Genomic DNA, 18865 nt, shown 5'->3' with positions numbered 1-18865 from the left:
GCTGGCGTGTCGATCGGCGTACGATATTCGCCCATGGCTCCCGTTTCGCCGACCGTCGCGCGCTGGGAACTCGTCCTGCGGCTGCGCGAACTCCGCGAGCAGCGCGGATTCGATTCGGCCGGGTTCGCCCGTCGTGTCGGGTTCACGCCCGCGAACTGGTCGCATGTCGAGAAGGGCAGGCGGGTGCTCACCCGCACCACCATCGAGCCGGTCCTCGATGTTCTCGATGTGACACCCGACGAACGCCGCGAACTGCTCGCCCTGCTCGAGGCGAGTAAACAGCGTGGCTGGTGGACGACGGCCTCCTCGGCGCTGATCGGTCCCGAGTTGCAACGGCTGTACGGGATGGAGGCGGGCGCGCAGAGTATCCGCAGCTACGACAGCATGATCGTGCCCGGTCTGCTGCAGACCGAGGCGTACGCGCGGGCGCTGATCAGTGCCGATGTGATGATCCGCCCGGTTCAGGTTGACCAATTAGTCTCGATACGACTACGCCGCCAGCAGCGGCTGCGCGGGCCCGATCCGCTGGAACTCACCGCGGTGCTCGGTGAGGCGACCTTGCGTCAGCAGACCGGCGGTGGCGAGGTGCTGCGCGGGCAGTTGCGGCACCTGGTCGCGCTGGTGCGCGAACTCGACACCGTCGACGTGCGCGTCATCCCGTTCAGCGCGCCCGAGGGGGCCGTGCTCGGCGGTTCCAGCTTCCATCTGCTCGACTTCGCAAGCGATCAGCTACCTACCTTCGCCTGGGCTGAGAGCGCGGTGTTCGGCGGCCATGTCGACGATGCCGAACAGGTCCGCGATCTCGGCTTCGCCTACGTGCGCGCCCGCGAGCAATCCCTTTCCCGCACCGAATCTCTCGCCCTGATCAGGGAGTATGCAAGCGTGTAAGATTCTGGTTATGTCCACCACCGCTCGCCGCCGCCCGGCCGAACACGGCTGGTTCACCTCGTCACGCTCGAATAACGGCAACCAGTGTGTCGAGGTTCGTTTCGACGGAGACGCTGTCCAGATACGAGACAGCAAATTTCGCCGCAACCCGATGAACGCCGGCTTGGTCGAGCCCATCATCACTGTCGACGCCCCCCTGTGGACAGCCTTCCTCCACTGCCTGCTCACCGCCCGCCCCCACCCGGACCTGGTAGCCCACACCTCCTCCGACGGCTCGACCACGCTCCGCCACGAAGCCGTCCTGCTGCACTTCACCCCCGAAGAGTGGAATGCCTTCACCGCCGGCGTCCGAGACGACGAGTTCGCCTGCGCGTAAGACCACGTCGCCGGCCATCGGTATTTCGGCATACTGGGGGGCGTGACTTCTGATCTGAGCGCTCCCTCCGGTATTGATCTGTCCTTCCGCGATCAGGATGTGCGGGTGCAGGACGATCTGTTCGCGCATGTCAACGGGCAGTGGTTGGCCGGGTACGAGATCCCGGCCGATCGCGCCGTCGACGGTGCGTTTCGCACGCTCTACGACCAGGCCGAGCTAGATGTGCAGGCGATCATCACCGATAGCGCGGCCGGTGCCGCCGACGATGCCGATGCCCGCAAGATCGGGGATCTGTTCTCGAGCTTCATGGCCACCGATGTGGTCGCGGCGGCCGGGTTCACGCCTGTCGCCGAGGAGCTGCGCGCGATCGCCGAGGTCGGCGATCCGAGCGCGTTCGCCGCGCTGCTCGGGCGCTTGCAGCGCACGGGGGTCCGTGGCGCGCTCGCCTACTACGTGGACACCGACGACAAGAACTCCACCCGCTACCTCGTGCACGCGACCCAGTCGGGCATCGGGCTGCCCGACGAGTCCTACTACCGCGCCGACGAGTTCGCGGACATCCGCGACGCGTACCTCGCGCACATCACCAAGACGTTCACCATCGCCGCCGCGGACGCGTCGCTGGCGGGCCTGCTCCCCGCCGACCCGGCCGACGCCGCCCGTCGCGTGTTCGAGCTGGAACGCACACTCGCCGCGGGTCATTGGGATGTCGTGCGGCGCCGCGACGCCGAGAAGAGCTACAACCTCACCACTTTCGCCGACCTGGTCGCCGAGAACCCGGAATTCGACTGGGCCGCTTGGGTAGACGGTGTCGCCACCGGACTCGACCGTGACGGCAAGGACCTGTTCGCCGAGCTCGTCGTGCGCCAGCCCGGCTACCTGCGCGCCTTCGCCACCGCCTGGGCCGAGGTGCCGCAGGCGGATTGGCAAGCGTGGGCGGCGTGGCAGGTGCTGCACGCGCGCTCAGGGTTCCTCACCGACGAGATCGTCGAGGAGTACTTCGACTTCTACGGACGCACCCTCACCGGTGCCGAGGAGAACCGCGAACGCTGGAAGCGCGGAGTGTCGCTGGTGCAGGAACTGCTCGGCGAAGCGGTCGGCAAATTGTATGTGGCCCGGCACTTTCCGCCGCAGGCCAAGGCCCGCATGGTGGAGCTGGTGGCCAATCTCCAGGAGGCCTACCGCCGCAATATCGCCGACCTCGAATGGATGGGGCCCGATACCCGCGCGGCCGCACTGACCAAGCTGGAGAAGTTCACCCCCAAGATCGGCTACCCCGACACCTGGCGCGACTACTCCGCGGTCGAGATCGACGCGAGCGACCTCGTCGGCAACTACCGCCGTGGCCATGCCGCCGAGCACGACCGCGACCTGGGCAAACTGGGTGGCGAAGTCGATCGCGGCGAATGGTTCATGACCCCGCAGACCGTGAACGCCTACTACAACCCCGGCATGAACGAGATCGTGTTCCCCGCGGCGATCCTGCAGCCGCCGTTCTTCGACATGAACGCCGACGACGCCGCCAACTACGGCGGGATCGGCGCGGTGATCGGCCACGAGATCGGGCACGGCTTCGACGACCAGGGCGCGAAATACGACGGCGACGGCAACATGCAGGACTGGTGGACCGACGAGGATCGCGCCGAGTTCGGCAAGCGCACCAAGGCCCTGATCGACCAGTACAACGTGCTCTCCCCCGCCGACCTGGACGACGAGCACACCGTGAACGGCGAATTCACCATCGGTGAGAACATCGGCGACCTCGGCGGACTGTCCATCGCCCTTGCCGCCTACAAGATTTCGCTCGAAGGCAAGCAGCCTCCGGTGATCGACGGCCTCACCGGTCTGCAGCGCGTCTTCTACGGCTGGGCGCAGGTCTGGCGCACCAAGGCCCGCACCGAGGAGGCCATCCGCCGCCTCGCCGTCGACCCGCACTCCCCGCCGGAGTTCCGCTGCAACGCGGTGATCCGCAATATCGACAGCTTCTATGACGCTTTCGGCGTGACTCCGGAAGACAAGCTCTACTTGAAGCCGGAGGAACGTGTGACCATCTGGTGACGAGGTCTCGACCCTGCCGGTCGCCGGTAGGGTCGACACCACTCCATCGCAGAGGGGCAATCTCATGCGTCACCAGCAGGTAGCCGACAACGTCTTCACCATCGCGGGTACTGACGTGAACATGGTCCTACTCCGCGAGGGCCGTGACCTCACGCTGATCGACGCGGGGTGGTACGGCGACGCCGGCCTGCTCGAAGCCAGTGTCGAGGCCCTCGGTCATCGCGTCGAAGACATCGCCGCGGTTCTGCTGACCCATGCGCACCTGGATCACGTCGGCGCCCTCAACCACCTCCAAGCGAAGTACGGCATTCCCGCCTACACCAGCCGGCTCGAGGTGGCCCATGCCAAAAGTGAGGTCCATGAGTCCGCCACTCCGCTCGACGTCATCAAACGGCTCACCGACGTCTCCACCTGCGGCTGGGCGCTGCGGATCACTCGCGCGGGTGGCCTACGCAAGAACCCGGTCCCCCATATCCAGCCCTTCCGCACCGCGGGCGAGCTGGATCTTCCCGGCCGCCCCACGCCGATCGCCACCCCGGGACACACCTCGGGCCATTCGGCCTTCCATCTCACAGCGGCCGGTGCGGTAGTCACCGGCGACACCCTGGTTACCGCGCATCCCACCTCGAAATTCACAGGCCCCCAATTACTTCCCGACTTCTTCAACCACTCGACCCCGGAAACCCTCACCGCACTCGAGGCCCTCGAGCCGCTCGCCGCCGATCTGGTTCTCCCCGGCCACGGTGCCCCCTTCACCGAGGGCATCCGGCAAGCTGTCGACCGTGCGCGAACCCACGCGAGAACCGAACGGCGCAAATAACGAGTAGTCAGCTGATTGCTGTCGTCACTCTGGGCAAACGCGAGTAGTGACCAGGTTAGTAGAGTTTGTGATAGCGAAAGTACAGTAAGAGCAGATGGATTGGCCGGCCCACCGCACGGAACAACATTCCTGGCAGGCGCGTGACGGACGAAGTCCGCGAGTCGGCCCCGTCCCCGAGCAGGCAGCTGTGTCGATCCCACCGCGCATCGCCGAACTCGACTTCGCCACCAGGCGAACAACATCGGCGAGCGAGGCCGCGGTGATCGCGGTGACACATCTCGAAGCCGGCCAGGGCCAGTATTCGGCACCGCTGCGCGAATTCCTGCTGCGCAGCGAGGCTGTCGCGTCGTCGCGGATCGAGCACATCGATGCGGGGTGGCGAGCATTCAGCAAATCCTTCGGCGGCGCGACGACCGGACCTGAGGCGGCGTCACAGGTCAGTGCGGTCCGGGCTCTCACCGGACTGGTCGACAGTGCGGCGACCGGCCGGATCACGGAGGCGAATCTGCTCAGCGCCCATCGCGTGCTGATCGCTCCGGAATGGGAGAAGGCGGGACGCTTCCGGACCGTCCAAACCTGGATCGGCGGAAGCGATTACACGCCGCTGCACGCCCTGTACGTACCGCCGCCACCGGAACTCGTGCCCGAATTGGTCGCCGACCTGCTGGCCTTCGTCGCGCGTGGTGATCTGCCGATCCTGGTCCAAGCCGCGATCGCGCACGCGCAGTTCGTGTCGATCCACCCGTTCGTCAGCGGCAACGGCCGGATCGGACGCGCCCTGGTGAGCGCCATTCTGCGCAGACGCGGGCTGACCGACAGAGTCACCGTTCCCCTGGCATCGGTCATGCTCGCCGACACCTCGCGCTATTTCGCCCAACTGGCCGCCTACCGCGCCGGCGCCGCCGACGAATTCGTCATCTATCTGGCGCTCGCCGCGGTGTACGCCAGCGAGGCGGCGATCGACTCGGCCCGCACGCTCGCCGCGCTCCCCCAGCGATGGCGAGACCGCGCCCGCCCTCGCGGCGGTTCCGCGGACGAAGCGCTCCTGGCGAACCTGGTCGAGCACCCGATTCTCACTGTCGCCGGCGCGAACGCCATCACGGCGACCACCGATTCGGCTACCTACCGTGCCCTCGAACGACTCGTCGACGTGGGGATCCTCGACGTCGTCTCCGACTCCAAACGAAACCGAATCTGGGCCGCCACCGACATCCTCGCCGAACTCGACGCCCTCAACGCCGCGATCGGCCGACGCACCGCGGCGGGCCTGTCCTAGCGCAGGCCGCTCGGCCGCGTCGCGGTACCGCCTGACCGAATGCCCTGATCAGCGCAAACGCAGTTCGGTGCCGGCGTCGAAGAAGAAGACTTCCTCCGGCTTCGGCCGCAGGTGCAAGGTCTCGCCGAGCGTGGTCTGGAATCGGCGATCGACTCGGACCACGATCTTGCCCGAGCGGGTGGACCAGTCGGTGCCCGCGCCGTGGGTGTAGACGAAGGATTCGGCGCCGAGTTCCTCGAGTAGTTCGGCGACGACGGTGATCCCGGCGGGATCGGTGGTCACTTCCCAGGATTCGGGGCGGATGCCGAGAACGACGCGCGTACCGGAAATAGTGCGGGGCACCGGGATTCGCAGTCCGTCGAGCACCGCCTCGCCGTCGACGACGGGCGCTTCGAGCAGGTTCATGCCGGGCGAGCCGATGAACCCGGCGACGAAGGTGTTCAGCGGATTGTCGTACAGCTCACGCGGAGACGCGATCTGCTGCAACCTTCCGTCGCGCAGCACCGCGACACGGTGCCCCATCGTCATCGCCTCCACCTGGTCGTGGGTGACGTAGACAGTGGTCGTGCCGAGTCGCTGCTGCAACGCGGCGATCTGGGATCGGGTGCTCACCCGCAACTTCGCGTCCAGGTTGGACAGCGGCTCGTCCATGCAGAACACCTGGGGGCGGCGCACGATGGCCCGGCCCATGGCCACGCGCTGACGCTGACCGCCGGAGAGCTTGGCCGGTTTGCGGTCGAGCAGCGGCTCGAGTTCGAGCATCGCCGCGGCTTCCTTCACCCGAACCAAGGTGTCGGACTTCGACATTCCCGCGTTGCGCAGCGCGAAGCCCATGTTCTCGGCGACGGTCATGTTCGGGTAGAGCGCGTAGCTCTGGAACACCATCGCCACGTCGCGGGCGCGCGGCGGCAGGTCGGTGACATCGCGCTCACCGATCCGAATCGTGCCCGCCTCGACGGATTCGAGGCCGGCCAGCATCCGCAGACTGGTCGACTTGCCGCAGCCCGATGGGCCGACCAGCACGAGGAATTCACCATCGGCGATGTCGATGTCGAGTGCGTCGACGGCGGGGGCGTCGGCGCCGGGATAGCGATGGGTCACACCGTCGAACTGCACTGTCGCCATGGCGAATTCTCCTAGCGGGGAAAGCGAAACGGGCCGGTGGTCACAACGAACCACCGGCCCGTGGGGGAACTACTTGGGCAGCTTGGGCGTGATCTGCCGGTCGATGATCGCCTGCACGTCGGCGGCCACCTTCGCGAGAACTGTTGCCGGATCGGCGTTCTGGAGACCGATCTGCTCGTAGCCGGTACCGATGATCTGATCGGCGCCGGGCACGAACACGCGCGCGTAGTCCTGCGACTTCGCTACCGAGAGCTGGTCGATGGCGACCTTGGAGTTGGGGTTCTTCGCCAGGAAGTCGATCTCGCTGGGGTCGGTCACGGCCGACTTGCGCACCGGCATATAGCCCGTGTTCTGCGTGAAGTACGCCGTGTTGGCCGCATTGGTGATGAACTCGATGAACTTGAGCGCGTTGACCTTTCGCGTATCCGAGATCCGCGACGGAATCGCCAGTCCGGCGCCGCCGGTGGTGACGCCGGGGCCGTTCGGGTGCGGCAGGAACGCGGTGCCGACCTCGAACTTGCCGTCGGCGTTCTTCTTGATGCCCTTGAGGTCGCCGGTGGAGGCGATGGTCGAGGCCGCGACGCCGGTGCCGAAGTCGACCGCGATCTGCGGGCGGATCGCCGCGTACTTCTTGACGTTGATCGAGTCGCGCAGGTACGTGGCCGCGGCGATCGAACCCGGATCGGTGAATTTCAGCTTCCACTGATCGGAGTAGGCGCCGCCGAAGGTCCAGTTCGGGCCCTGGAAGGTCCAGCCCAGGTAGTTCTTCGCGTCACCCCAGGCGTGCGCGAACTTGTCGGCGCCGACGAGCGACTGCAGCTTCGGGCCCCACTCGTCGAATTCCTGCCAGGAGTTCGGGCCGCGATCGGGCAGTCCGGCCTTCGCCCAGACGTCCTTGTTGTAGTAGAACAGCGGCGTCGAGCGGGCGTAGGGCAGCGCGTAGTGCTTGCCGTCGAACAGGTAGTCGGCGGCGAGAGAGTCGACGTAGTCGCTCAGCTGCACACCCGCGGCGCCGAAGTGTCCGTCGAGCGGTTCGATGGCCTTGCTCAGCGCGTAGTTGAACCACCAGACATCCGACAGCACCACAACATCGGGCAGGTCACCACCGGTGAGCGCGGCGTTGAACTTCTGCGCCACCTCCTCGTAGTTCTTGCCCGCGTCGACCAGGTTCACCTTCAGGTCGGGGTTCTTCGCCTGGAACCGGTTGATCAGCTCCAGCTCCAGCTCCTTGGAGGTGCCTGGGTGGTTGGACCAGAAGGTGATGGTGTTGGCGTCACCGGAATCACCGGATCCGCCGCCGGTGCCCGCGCACGCGGACAGCGCCGCGGCAGCGGCGACGCCGCCGGTCAGGCCGAGGAAGCCACGGCGGCTCAACGCCGGGAATCGTGAGTTGGACACTGGCGAACTCCTGTTCGAGATCTATCCCTTGACCGCACCGGAGGTGAGGCCCTTGATCATGTGACGTTGCAGGGCAAGGAAGACGATGAGGATCGGCAACATGGTGAGCACGGTGCCCGCCATCACCGGCCCCCAGTTGGTGACGCTGGGGTTCTCGGTGTTCTGCAGCAGGGTCAGCCCCACCGGCAGCGTCGCGACATCGGCGGAATCGGCCATCAGGAACGGCCAGAGGTACTCGTTCCATTCGTTGACCAGCGTCACCACCGCGAACGCCACCATCGTCGGTCCCGACATGGGCAGCACCACGCGAGTGAGCAGCCGCCACCAGTTCGCCCCGTCCATCCGCGCCGCCTCGATCACCTCGGCGGGCAGCGACAGGAAGTGGTTGCGCATCAGGAAGGTGCCGAAGGCGACCCCGCAGAGCGGAATGATGATGCCCTGGAAGGTGTTTCGCCAGCCGAGCTGCGCGATGAACGCGTAGTTGGAGATGACGGTGATCTGGTTGGGCACCATCAGCGCCGCGATGATCACCAGGAACACGATGTTCTTGCCGGGGAAGCGCAGGAACACCAGGCCGTAGGCGCTGAACACCCCGAGCGCGAACTTCACCACCGACACCACGCCGGTGACGATCAGCGAGTTGCGCAGGAAGGTCCAGAACGGCACCGTGGTGGTGGCGTGGCTGTAGTTCTCCGGATGCCAGCTGTGCGGCCAGTAGACCGCGGGCTGGGTGTAGATGTCGGAGCGGTCCTTGAGCGAGGTGATCAGGATCCAGAACAGCGGGACTCCGACGATGATCAGCACACACACCATCGCCGCGTAGCCGAGTCCGGTGACGGCACGTTCGCGCCGCTTGTACGAGAGTGTTTGCGGGCCTACATGTTTCATCGTTCGCCTCGGTCCATCACGCGCACCTGGATCAACGTGACCACCAGCAGCACCACGAACATGATCGTGGCCACGGTGGCGCCGTAGCCGGCCCGGAAATTGCGGAACGACTCCTCGTACACCTGGAACACCATCGTCGTCGTGCCGTTGCCGAGCGGTCCGCCGCGCGTCATCACATTGATGATGTCGAAGACTTGCAGCGAGTTCAGCAACACGGTGATCGACAGAAAGAAGGTTGTCGGACGCAGTTGCGGCAGAAGAACTTTCGTGAATCGGGTCCAGCTGCTCGCGCCATCCATTTCGGCTGCTTCGAGCAATTCGGCGCGCACGCCTTGCAGCGCGGCCAGATAGATCACGAAGGCATAGCCGAGGTTCTTCCAGATGTAGGTGAGCGTAACCATGAACAGGGCCCAATTCGGGTCCTGATAGAAATCCGGCACATTGTCGACGCCGAGTCGGTGCAGGACGTCTTGTACCAGACCGAAACTCGGATCGAAGATGAATTGAAAAGCTACGCCGATCGCCGCGCCCGAAATCACGAACGGGGCGAAAATCGCCGAGCGGACTACATTGCGCCCGAACAGTTTTCGATCGAGCAGCATGGCGAGCGCGAGACCGAGCGCCATACTCACCACAACCGCCGCCACGGTGAAGATCAGCGTATTGCTGACGACCTTCCATGAGTCGTCGCGCTGCCACCACTCGATGTAGTTGTCGAACCCGACCGAATTCGCCACCGGGTCAGCGATATTCCAGTCGGTGAACGATAGCCGGATGTTATCGGCAAGCGGTCGGTAAACGAACAGGGTGAGCAGCGCCAGGTTCGGCACCACGAGTACCGCGAACAGCGCGTAGTCCTGCCACGGACGGCTTCTCCCGGGGAGTACCCGCTCTGGACTCTTTCGCACCGCGGCAGCTTTACGGTGCACGGCGAACCATTGGTTAACCCTGCCCGCCGATTTCCTGAACATCGGGCACACAGTGCCGATTACAGCAAAAACCCGAACAACACGACCTCGATTGATCGTATTGTTCGGGTTTTGTTCAGCGCAGTGCGCTCAGTACATCAGTTCCAGTCGCCGAGACCGTCGCCCGCACTGAGGGTTCCGCCCTGGGTGCCGGTGATGACCACGGCGTCACCGCGGTGCGAGTTCTCCAGGAACCACTTCGCGTCCTCGGTGCTCACGTTGAGGCAGCCGTGGCTGGCGTTGGAATAGCCCTGCTGCGCAACCGACCACGGTGCGGCGTGCACGAAGATGCCGCTGTTGGAGATGCGGGTCGCGTATTCGACCTCGAGCTTGTAGCCCTCGGGATCGGTGACCGGCACGCCGTAGGTGGACGAGTCCATGGTCATCTTCTCGAGCCGCTCACCCACGATGTAGGTGCCGTTGGGGGTCTCGTGGCCGGTCTTGCCGAGCGAGGTCGGCATCTCGCGCACGACTTCACCGTTGATCGTCACGACGATCATCTTGGTGGCGTCGTCGACGGTGGCGACGAACGCGTCACCGATGTGGAACGCGCTGGAGGTACCACCCGCGACCACGGTCACGTTGGTGTTGGCCGGCCAGAACTCGGTGGGCTTCCAGCGGACCTGCTTGCTCGAGGTCCAGTAGAAGTAGCCGGGCGCGTTGGTGCTCGAGGTGACCTTGATGGCCCGCTCGGCGGCCGCGCGGTCCTCGACCGGCTCCTGGAAGGTGATGATGATCGGCTGCGCGACGCCGACGGTCTCGCCGTCGGCGATGTTGATGTTCGGCGGCGCGAAGGGCGCCTGCTGCGCGGGCTCGTTCACCGCGGGCTGGCTCGAACCGGCGCCGAAGCCCGGCAGAGTCGGCTGAGCCTGCGCGGGCACGGCGATCAACGCGCCGGTCGCTGCGATCGCCGCCGACAGCAGCAGACCCCGGCGGAGCCAGTGCGATTGCCGCATATTTGCCTCGTAGTGCATAGGTTTCTCGTCCATTCCATCTCTCGTTCCGCATGCGGCGGCGCGAGATCTACTCAGTGACGCTCGTTCTCATGTGCCGTAGAGGCCGCAACGGGTCTCTACGGGGTAACGACTTCCCCGACCCTGACCCTCCATTACTACCCGCACCAGGTGACACGGTGCCAGCCGCGCCGAGCGGTGATAACAGGCGCGCAACTATGTGCCGTGGGTCACATAACATGCTGTTATTCATCGGCTTCCGTCAAACGCCGCGCTCACAGCGGCGAGTCGGCGGCGGTGCGTGCGAACAGCGGGGAAACACACCGGTGTGACTCTCAAACGTCACGTGAGGCAGATCACCCGGTGCGTGTGAAGTGGATCGCCCGATCCGGTGCGGTCGCGAGATTGCGGGGCACGGTGCGCGGTCGTCCACCGAGCGCCAGCGCGGGATCCAGGGTCAACCGGACCTCGGTCAGCAGCGTTGCCAGCACGATCCGCAGCTCGTAGTCGGCCAGCGTCGCGCCGATACAGCGCCGGTGACCACCGCCGAACGGCGCGAACTCGAACGGCGTGACGGTGCGGTCGAGGAACCGGTCGGGGTGGAACAGGTGCGGTGCGGGCCAGGTGGACGGTTGGCTGTGCAGGACGCCGACGGCGAGGCCGATGGTGGCGCCCGCCGCCACGTCGACCCCGAGCCAGCGCAGTGGCTCCTTCACCGTGCGCAGCACGATCGGCACCGGTGGATGCAGGCGCAGGGCTTCCTGGCAGACGGCGTCGAGCAGCGGTAGCTGGGCCTGCTCGGCCGGGTCGCCGCCCGCGGCGGGTAGCTCGGTGAGCAGTCGGGCGAGCAGGCCGGGTTCACGGTGCAGGTGGTAGAGCGCCCAGGTGAGAGTGGTCGCGGTGGTTTCGTGGCCCGCGACGAGCAGGGTGCGCAGCTGCTCGCACAGTTCGGCATCGGTGAGGGTGGCGCCGTCGTCGTAGCGGGTGGCGAGGAGAAGATCGAGCAGGTCACCGTCGGCGGGGCCGGTGCGGCGCCGGCGGGTGATGTCGGCCAGGATCAGCTCGTCGAGCCGCTCCCGAGCCGCGGTGAACCGCTCCCACGGACCGAAACCGCCGATGTCACGGCGCAATACGGGTGCCACCAGAAGCGGGGTGGTGAAGGCGGTGAGGAAATCGGTGACCACGCCGCCGTATTCGGCCGCGCGATCGGAATCGGCGCCGAACACCGCGGCGAGGATGACGCGCAAGGTGATGGCGCGCGCGGCCGCGAGCGCATCGATTCGCGTGCCGAGTTGCCAGGGACCTCGTGCACCATGATGGATCTCGTTCAGTGTCGCCTCGCGAATCACCTTGCCCAGCAGTCGCACCCGCGCGCCGTGCAGTGCGGGCGCCAGCAGCGCGCGATCGGTGCGATGGCGCGTCCCCGAACTCAGAATCAGCGACGCGGCCCCGACCATCGGCTCGATCGGATTGGGCCGCGGCGGCTCCAGCAACGCCACCGGCGCCCGGAACAACGCGCGTGCGCCCTCGGCCGTTCCGGTGAACAGCACCGGCGGAAACCCGGGGAACCCGACTGCGAACGGATCACTGCGCGCGGCGCGTCGTCGCAGGTAGCCCTCGAAATCCCGCCCCGCGGCCACGCCGTGCAGCAGGGACAACCGCGGCGCGGTGGGCGCGGGGCTCGGCGAACTCATACCTGGTACTACGTGGCATCTCTTCGAGAGGTTCGATCGCCCCGCACCGTCCCCTGCGCCATCGCCGCCAGCTTGGCCAATCGCGCGTCACCGAGCGCCGTCACGGCCCCGCCCAGCCGATTGGTGACGAACGCGATCGACATCCCCAGATCGGGATCGGCATAGGCACCGGAACCGCCGACACCGTAGTGGCCGAAGGCATGTCGTGGTTGCTGCTTGGTCATCAGTACCGGCCGGTGGTAGCCGAGGGTGAACCGCAGTGGCAGTCCGAGGACATAGTCGCGGCTGCTGGTCTGCTGGGTGTGGTTGATCGTCTCGATCGTCTCCGGGCGCAGGAACCGCACGTCGCCCACCTGCCCACCGTTGGCGAGGGCCCCGTACATCCTGGCCAGCGCCCGCGCCGAGAACACCCCGTTCCAGCCGGGCATCACCGCGTCGTGCACCCGTGGATCGCGGACCAGTTCGTCGAAGCTCTCCGGCATACCCGCCTCGGCCAGACCACGCGCGGGTCGCACCCACGACAGCACCGACGACGCGGTGTTCCAGCGGATCCCCGGTGGCGCCAGATGCGGAAAGATCTTCGCGATCCGATGCCGTTCGCCCGGCGGCACCTGAAACCAGAACTCGTCGATGCCCAAGGGCTGGGCCACTTCTCGGCGCAACACCGCCGTGAACGGATCGCCGGTGATCCGCTGCACGATCTCGGCGACCAACCAGCCGAAGGTGATCGCGTGATAGCCCGAGGTGCGGATGCGGCGCGGGTCGGCGGGGCTCTCGGCGAGGGCGGCCACCACCGCGTCGTAGTCGAGAATGCCCTCGCGACCCGGCACCAGCCCGCGTACGCGGTGCAGGCCCGCGCGATGGGACAGCACATCGCGCACGGTGATGTCGTCCTTGCCGTGCGACCCGAACTCCGGCCAGTAGGTGGCCACCGGCTCCTCGTAATCGATGAGCCCGCGCTCGGCCAGCCGATGCAGCACGGTGGCGGCGACACCCTTGCCGGTGGAGAAGGTGAGCGCGATGTTCTCGCCGGTCCAGCGCTGATCCTTGGCCGCCCAGCCCGCCCAGATATCGACGACCGGGCGTCCGTCCAGGTAGATGGCCAGCGCCCCGCCGCCACGACTGGGCTGGGTGAACATCCCGAAGAAATGATCCGCGAGCCGGATGAAGCGCGGATCGACCACCATTTGCCGTGGCGCCGCGAAGTCGTCGACCGGTGCTGACACGATGGATACCTCCTGATACACGCGATCGGGGGCCCCGCGCCGCACACGGCGACCGGAATCCCAAGGGTATCGCAGGGACAGACCCGCCGGTTGGAGTCGACGGGGGTGGCACCGGTGGTGTATTCACAATGGGTGTTTGCAGATTTGCCAATCGGCCGGCTCGTCGGCGCGATCGCCATCACCGTGACCGCGTTCGTCTCGACCGGTTGCGGAGGCACCATCGACGGCCACGCTCAGCCGGCGATCGATGTCGTCCCCGCGACCAGCACCGCGACGCCGACCACCAAGCCGGGCAAGTCGACCACCGGCAAACCCACCGCCAGCAAGCCCGCGCCGACATCGAGCAAGGGCGGCAAGACCGACTTCCAGGCCAACGTCGGCGACTGCGTCGCGCTCGGCGGCACGGTCAACGACGCGACCATCGAGAAGGCCGCGTGCGGTAGCCGTTCGTCGAACTACAAGGTCATCGGCAAGGCCAAGACCAGCAACGGCTGCGTCGGCGACCGCGACAACTTCTACGCAGAGACGCTCAACGGCATCGAGACCGGCGCGCTGTGCCTCGACATCGACTGGGTCGTCGGCGGCTGCATCGACGTGGGCGGCGACGAACCCAAGCGCATCGAGTGCGGCGAGGGCGGCACCGAACCGGTCAAGGTCATCACGATCAACAAGAACTCCGACAGCGTCGACGACTGCCCCGATGCCGCCGATTCCGGCTTCAAGTACGCCGAGCGCCACGTCGTCGTCTGCGTGGAGAGCCTGTAGTCCCGGCGAAAGACGTGGGTGGCGGCTAGTTTGGAGTAGTGCCACAGACGGTTCGGCTGAACTCGGCCACGGGCCGGTGGATTCTGCTCGCCACCATCCTCGGCTCGTCGATGGCGTCGTTGGACGCCACCGTCGTCTCCGTCGCGCTGCCGCGGATCGGCGAATCGCTGCACACCGATGTCGCCGGGTTGCAGTGGACCGTGAACGGTTACACGCTCACCCTGGCCTCCTTCATCCTGCTCGGCGGTTCGCTCGGCGACCGGCTCGGCCGCCGGCGCGTCTTCGTCTGGGGCATTGTCGGATTCGCGATCACCTCGCTGCTGTGCGCGGCCGCGGTGAACATCGAGATGCTCGTGGCCGCGCGCTTGCTCCAGGGCGTGGCGGGCGCGTTGCTCACGCCGGGGAGCCTGGCGCTGATCTCGGCGTCGATCGACAAAGGCGACCAGGGCAGTGCGATCGGACTGTGGTCCGGTCTCGGCGGGGTGGCCGGTGCGTTCGGGCCACTGCTCGGTGGTGGCTTGATCGATCTGGTCGGCTGGCGGGCGATCTTCCTGCTCAATGTGCCGCTCGCGCTGGTGGTCGCCGTCGTCACGCTCAAATATGTCCCGGAGAGCCGTGATCCGGAGGCGCCCGCGCGGATCGACATACCGGGCGCGGTGATCGTCGCGCTCGCGCTCGGTGCGCTCACGCTGGGACTCATCGATTCCCGGGTGGTGCTGGTGGCGGTCGGGCTGGCCGCGCTGGCGTGTTTCGTACTGGTGGAACTGCGCAGCCCGAATCCGCTGGTACCGCCGTCGCTGTTCCGGTCGCGGGTGTTCACGGTGGCGAACCTGGTGACGTTGTTCGTGTACGCCGCGCTCGGCGGCGTCTTCTTCCTGCTGGTGCTGCAATTGCAGCTGGTGGCCGGGTACTCGCCGATGGCGTCGGGCGCCGCCGGACTGCCCGTCACCCTGCTGATGCTGGTGCTCTCGGCGCCCGCGGGCCGATGGGCGCAACAGCACGGACCGCGGATTCCGATGACGTTCGGTCCGCTGCTGGCCGCGGGCGGGGTGTTCGCGTTGCAGCGGATCGGACCGGGCGCGGACTATCTCACCGATGTGCTGCCCGGCGTGTTCGTCTTCGGGCTCGGACTGTCGGTGCTGGTAGCGCCATTGACCGGCGCGGTGCTCGCCGCGGTGCGCGAGGGCGAGGCCGGCATCGCCTCCGGGGTGAACAACGCCGTGGCGCGAACGGCACAGCTACTCGCCGTGGCGGCGTTGCCAGGGCTGGCCGGGTTGTCCGGCGCGTTCGGCGATCCGGTCGCCTTCGCCGCCGGCTTCGACACCGCGATGCGCTGGTGCGCGGTGCTGCTGCTGCTCGGTGGGGGTGTCGCGGCGGTCCTGCTCCGCGTGCCGCGTCAGCTTCCGCAGCCCGAACGCGTCGACTGCCTGCCGCACTGCGCCGGCGCCGACGGACCCGCGCTCGCACCGAAATCGCTTGCCACATAGCAAGAGCGGGCCGCGTGGACAACCACGCGACCCGCTCGACATCCGGGGAGTACGGGCGAGGGACTAGATCGGGTGATACCCCGAACCCACGCCGCCGCGGGCGTTGATGTCGGCCATGATCGAGTTCATGTTCGTCCCGACCTCCGGCCCGAAGCAGGCCAGCGCCAGATAGGCGTTGACCATGCCCACCAGTGTCGAGCCGACGACGACCGGCGCGCCGGAATCGCCCTCGACCACGCACATCTGCGACCAGGTCTCGGTATTGGTCGCGAACACGTCGCCCCAGGTGATGCCGCAGGTATTGCCGGTGGTCCGGCCTTCCTTACAGACGATCGTCGGGAACTGCGCCGGTCCGCCGACGCCGGTGATGGTGACGTTGCCGATCCGGTTGACCGGGATGATCCGGCCCGGCGTGAACTCGATGACCGCGTAGTCGAGTTCGGAGTTGCTGTACACGAAACGGCCGATCTCGCCGTAGCCTCGATCCACCTCGGCGCTGACCGGAGCGCCCGCGTCGCCGCAGTGGCCCGCGGTCAGTCCGACCAGCCTGCCCGCGCCGTCGTACCCCACCGTGGTGACGGTGCACTCGAACGCGTTGTCGATCACGATGCCGGAGCCGCCGCCGATCACCGGGGGGCCTGCTTGCGCGTTGGCCGCACCGGTGCTCAGCAGAGCTGCACCGAGGGCGAGGGCGAAGGCGGTGTTGGCCACCTTGGCGAGTTTGCTGAACATGTCCCTCCAGATGTCGGAAGTTCGCACAGTATCAATACGGTCTGTCTATCGTGCCTGTATTCGGTCCCGGGCGCGCCTCCGGACCGGTGCGTTTGCCGCCGTGTCGTGCTGGTCTTCCCGAGTTGGTTGTCATAGCGATTCCCTATTGCAATCGCGGCGCGGCGCGTCGTTCGTGTTTCTCGCGTGATGTGTTCGGATAATTCGACGAGGACTTCGTTATGAATGACAAAATTCCGCAATATTCCTTTACCGCGACCGCTGGTACTGGGAAACCATGCTGGAAAAGGACTTCGCGGGTAATCCCTGGAATCCCGGAATTACGGGCGGTAGGGTCCGGCATGGCCGGTCTCATAGCCGTTTCGGACAGTGACCTCTATCTATGACAGCGCTCACATGTCGGTGATGTGTTCTGCGCTACTCCGTAGTAAGGTGCGTCAAGCAAACAAGTCGCCGGGGCGTTGAGGGCCCGGCGTCGAGAGGGGTTATGCAGTGCAGTCGACCGAGAGTCCGCCCACACGTTCACGAGTCAGCGAGGCTGTCGACTGGACGAAGGGCCTTTGGGACGACCATCCGAAGAAGTCGCTGGAAACCTTCGGTCGACAGATCACGATGGGTATCGAAGCGATCACGGAGTTGATCGTCGCGATCTTCCGTCGGCGTTTTCCTTTCGACGAGTTCGTCCGGCAGTCCGCCTTCATGGCCAGTGTCGCCGCGGCGCCGACGCTGCTGGTCGCCATCCCGATCGCGGTGATCGTCTCGATCCAGGTCGGCGCGGTCGCGGGCCAGGTCGGTGCCACCTCGTTCATCGGTGCGGCCAACGGGCTCGGCATCATCCAGCAGGGCGCCCCGCTGGTCACCGCGCTGATGATCGCCGGTGCCGTCGGTTCGGCCATCTGCGCCGACCTCGGTTCCCGCACCATCCGTGAAGAGATCGACGCGATGAAGGTCATGGGTGTCGACCCGCTGCGCCGCCTGGTGGCTCCCCGCCTGGGCGCCGCGATGCTGGTCAGCTTCCTGCTCTGCGGCTTCGTCGTCTTCGTCGGCTTCCTCACCGGCTACATGTTCAACATCTTCGCCCAGGGCGGTACGCCCGGCTCCTACATGAGCACCTTCGCCTCGTTCGCGGTCACCCGCGACCTCGCGGTGGCGCTGTTGAAGTCGGTCCTGTTCGGTCTGATCGCCTCGATCATCGCCTGCGACTGCGGCCTGAACGCTCGCGGTGGTCCCGGTGGTGTCGCCAACGCGGTGAACTCCGCGGTGGTCAGCTCCACCGTCATGCTGCTCGGTGTCAACGTGGCGATCACCCAGATCTACGCCGCCGTCTTCCCCCCACAGGTGGTCTGAGCCATGTCATCCACATACGTACCTCCGCTACTGCGACCGATCCGGTCGCTGCAGAAGGCCAGCAAGGCGCCCGGCGACCTGCTCGCCCGCCTCGGCCACCAGGTCTTCTTCTTCCTGCGTTCGGTCGGGTCCATCCCGCTGGCCTTCAAGCAGTACCCGAAGGAGGTCTGGCGTCTGCTCTCCGACGTCACCTGGGGTAACGGCAACATCGTCGTCGGTGGCGGCACCATCGGCGTCATCTTGATCATCAGTGCCTTCGGCGGCATGACGGTGGCCATTCAGGGCCACACCTCGCTGAACCTGCTCGGATTGAGCCCCATCACGGGCGCGATCTCCGCCTTCGCCACCACCCGCGAGCTCGGCCCGCTGCTGGCGGCCCTGGCCTTCGCGGCCCAGGCGGGCTGTCGATTCACCGCACAGCTGGGCGCCATGCGCATCTCCGAGGAGATCGACGCGCTCGAGTCGGTGGCGATTCGCCCGCTGCCCTACCTGGTCAGCACCCGGATGATGGCCGCGGTGATGGCGATCGTGCCGCTGTACGCCCTCGGTTTGACCATGGCCTACCTGGCCTGCTCGGTCACCGTGCAATTGATCGGCGGTACGGCGTCGGGCACCTACTCGCACTACTTCTTCCAATTCCTGGTGCCGACGGACGTGCTCTACTCCCTGCTCAAGGCGATCATCTTCGTCATGATCACGACGTTCATCCAGTGCTACTACGGCTTCTTCGCCTCGGGCGGTCCCGAAGGCGTCGGTGTGGCGGCAGGCCGCGCGATCAAGATGTGCATCATCCTGGTCGTGTTCGCCGACCTCGTCATGACGTTGGCGATCTGGGGCATCAACCCCGGCATCAGGATCTCGGGGTAA

General features: G+C 66.4%; 17 protein-coding genes. 9 read left to right on the top strand and 8 right to left on the bottom strand.

Annotation, left to right across the window (positions count from 1 at the left end; genetic code table 11):
* Window positions 1-33: 33 nt before the first annotated feature.
* From ACWFRF_RS10840 to ACWFRF_RS10820, 5 genes are all read left to right on the top strand, one after another.
* A complete protein-coding gene (locus ACWFRF_RS10840) occupies window positions 34-888 on the top strand; it encodes a helix-turn-helix domain-containing protein (protein ID WP_378989353.1) in 855 nt (284 codons plus the stop codon).
* A gap of 10 nt (window positions 889-898) precedes the next feature.
* Window positions 899-1264, top strand: coding sequence for a DUF397 domain-containing protein (locus ACWFRF_RS10835; protein ID WP_449966709.1), 366 nt, complete (start codon window positions 899-901; stop codon window positions 1262-1264).
* Window positions 1265-1306: 42 nt separating this feature from the next.
* Complete coding sequence (locus tag ACWFRF_RS10830) at window positions 1307-3322, top strand: M13 family metallopeptidase (RefSeq protein WP_452449736.1); 2016 nt, start codon at window positions 1307-1309, stop codon at window positions 3320-3322.
* Between the two features lie 64 nt (window positions 3323-3386).
* Window positions 3387-4142 carry an MBL fold metallo-hydrolase gene (locus ACWFRF_RS10825; protein WP_452449735.1) on the top strand — a complete coding sequence of 252 codons (756 nt, stop codon included), beginning with the start codon at window positions 3387-3389 and terminating at the stop codon, window positions 4140-4142.
* A 94-nt stretch (window positions 4143-4236) separates the two neighbouring features.
* Window positions 4237-5418, top strand: a complete 1182-nt coding sequence (locus tag ACWFRF_RS10820; protein WP_378989349.1) for a Fic family protein — start codon at window positions 4237-4239, stop codon at window positions 5416-5418.
* Window positions 5419-5466: 48 nt separating this feature from the next.
* On the opposite strand, the gene ACWFRF_RS10815 is transcribed toward ACWFRF_RS10820, so the two are convergent.
* From ACWFRF_RS10815 to ACWFRF_RS10785, 7 genes are all read right to left on the bottom strand, one after another.
* The gene (locus ACWFRF_RS10815) at window positions 5467-6543 is read right to left on the bottom strand and encodes an ABC transporter ATP-binding protein (RefSeq protein ID WP_452449732.1); all 1077 of its coding nucleotides are present in this window, start codon (window positions 6541-6543) and stop codon (window positions 5467-5469) included.
* 69 nt (window positions 6544-6612) lie between these two features.
* Window positions 6613-7941 carry an ABC transporter substrate-binding protein gene (locus ACWFRF_RS10810; RefSeq protein ID WP_378634671.1) on the bottom strand — a complete coding sequence of 443 codons (1329 nt, stop codon included), beginning with the start codon at window positions 7939-7941 and terminating at the stop codon, window positions 6613-6615.
* Between the two features lie 21 nt (window positions 7942-7962).
* Window positions 7963-8829 (bottom strand): carbohydrate ABC transporter permease, encoded by an 867-nt coding sequence (locus tag ACWFRF_RS10805; RefSeq protein ID WP_379315187.1) that lies wholly within the window; start codon window positions 8827-8829, stop codon window positions 7963-7965.
* Complete coding sequence (locus tag ACWFRF_RS10800; RefSeq protein WP_378989547.1) at window positions 8826-9737, bottom strand: carbohydrate ABC transporter permease; 912 nt, start codon at window positions 9735-9737, stop codon at window positions 8826-8828. The genes ACWFRF_RS10805 and ACWFRF_RS10800 overlap by 4 nt, the downstream gene beginning before the upstream one ends.
* Before the next feature lie 158 nt (window positions 9738-9895).
* Window positions 9896-10786, bottom strand: a complete 891-nt coding sequence (locus tag ACWFRF_RS10795; RefSeq protein WP_378989345.1) for a L,D-transpeptidase — start codon at window positions 10784-10786, stop codon at window positions 9896-9898.
* A 320-nt stretch (window positions 10787-11106) separates the two neighbouring features.
* Window positions 11107-12444 carry a cytochrome P450 gene (locus ACWFRF_RS10790; RefSeq protein ID WP_452449729.1) on the bottom strand — a complete coding sequence of 446 codons (1338 nt, stop codon included), beginning with the start codon at window positions 12442-12444 and terminating at the stop codon, window positions 11107-11109.
* Window positions 12445-12452: 8 nt separating this feature from the next.
* Entirely contained in the window at window positions 12453-13631 is a 1179-nt protein-coding gene (locus ACWFRF_RS10785) for a serine hydrolase domain-containing protein (protein WP_452449902.1), read from the bottom strand.
* Between the two features lie 183 nt (window positions 13632-13814).
* On the opposite strand from ACWFRF_RS10785, the gene lppU reads away from it, so the two are divergent.
* A complete protein-coding gene (gene lppU, locus ACWFRF_RS10780; protein ID WP_378634683.1) occupies window positions 13815-14435 on the top strand; it encodes an LppU family putative lipoprotein in 621 nt (206 codons plus the stop codon).
* Window positions 14436-14473: 38 nt separating this feature from the next.
* Window positions 14474-15922, top strand: coding sequence for an MFS transporter (locus ACWFRF_RS10775; RefSeq protein ID WP_452449727.1), 1449 nt, complete (start codon window positions 14474-14476; stop codon window positions 15920-15922).
* A 63-nt stretch (window positions 15923-15985) separates the two neighbouring features.
* Here ACWFRF_RS10775 and ACWFRF_RS10770 read toward each other — a convergent pair whose 3' ends face one another.
* Window positions 15986-16654, bottom strand: a complete 669-nt coding sequence (locus ACWFRF_RS10770) for a S1 family peptidase (protein WP_452449725.1) — start codon at window positions 16652-16654, stop codon at window positions 15986-15988.
* 489 nt (window positions 16655-17143) lie between these two features.
* Between ACWFRF_RS10770 and ACWFRF_RS10765 the strand changes: the two genes are divergently transcribed.
* Window positions 17144-17998, top strand: a complete 855-nt coding sequence (locus ACWFRF_RS10765; RefSeq protein WP_266294734.1) for an MlaE family ABC transporter permease — start codon at window positions 17144-17146, stop codon at window positions 17996-17998.
* A 3-nt stretch (window positions 17999-18001) separates the two neighbouring features.
* Window positions 18002-18865, top strand: a complete 864-nt coding sequence (locus ACWFRF_RS10760) for an MlaE family ABC transporter permease (protein WP_378989340.1) — start codon at window positions 18002-18004, stop codon at window positions 18863-18865.

The organism is Nocardia sp. NPDC055165 (assembly GCF_053606985.1).
The sequence above is the reverse complement of the archived record's forward strand: the minus strand, read 5'-3'. Positions and strand labels throughout refer to the sequence as shown.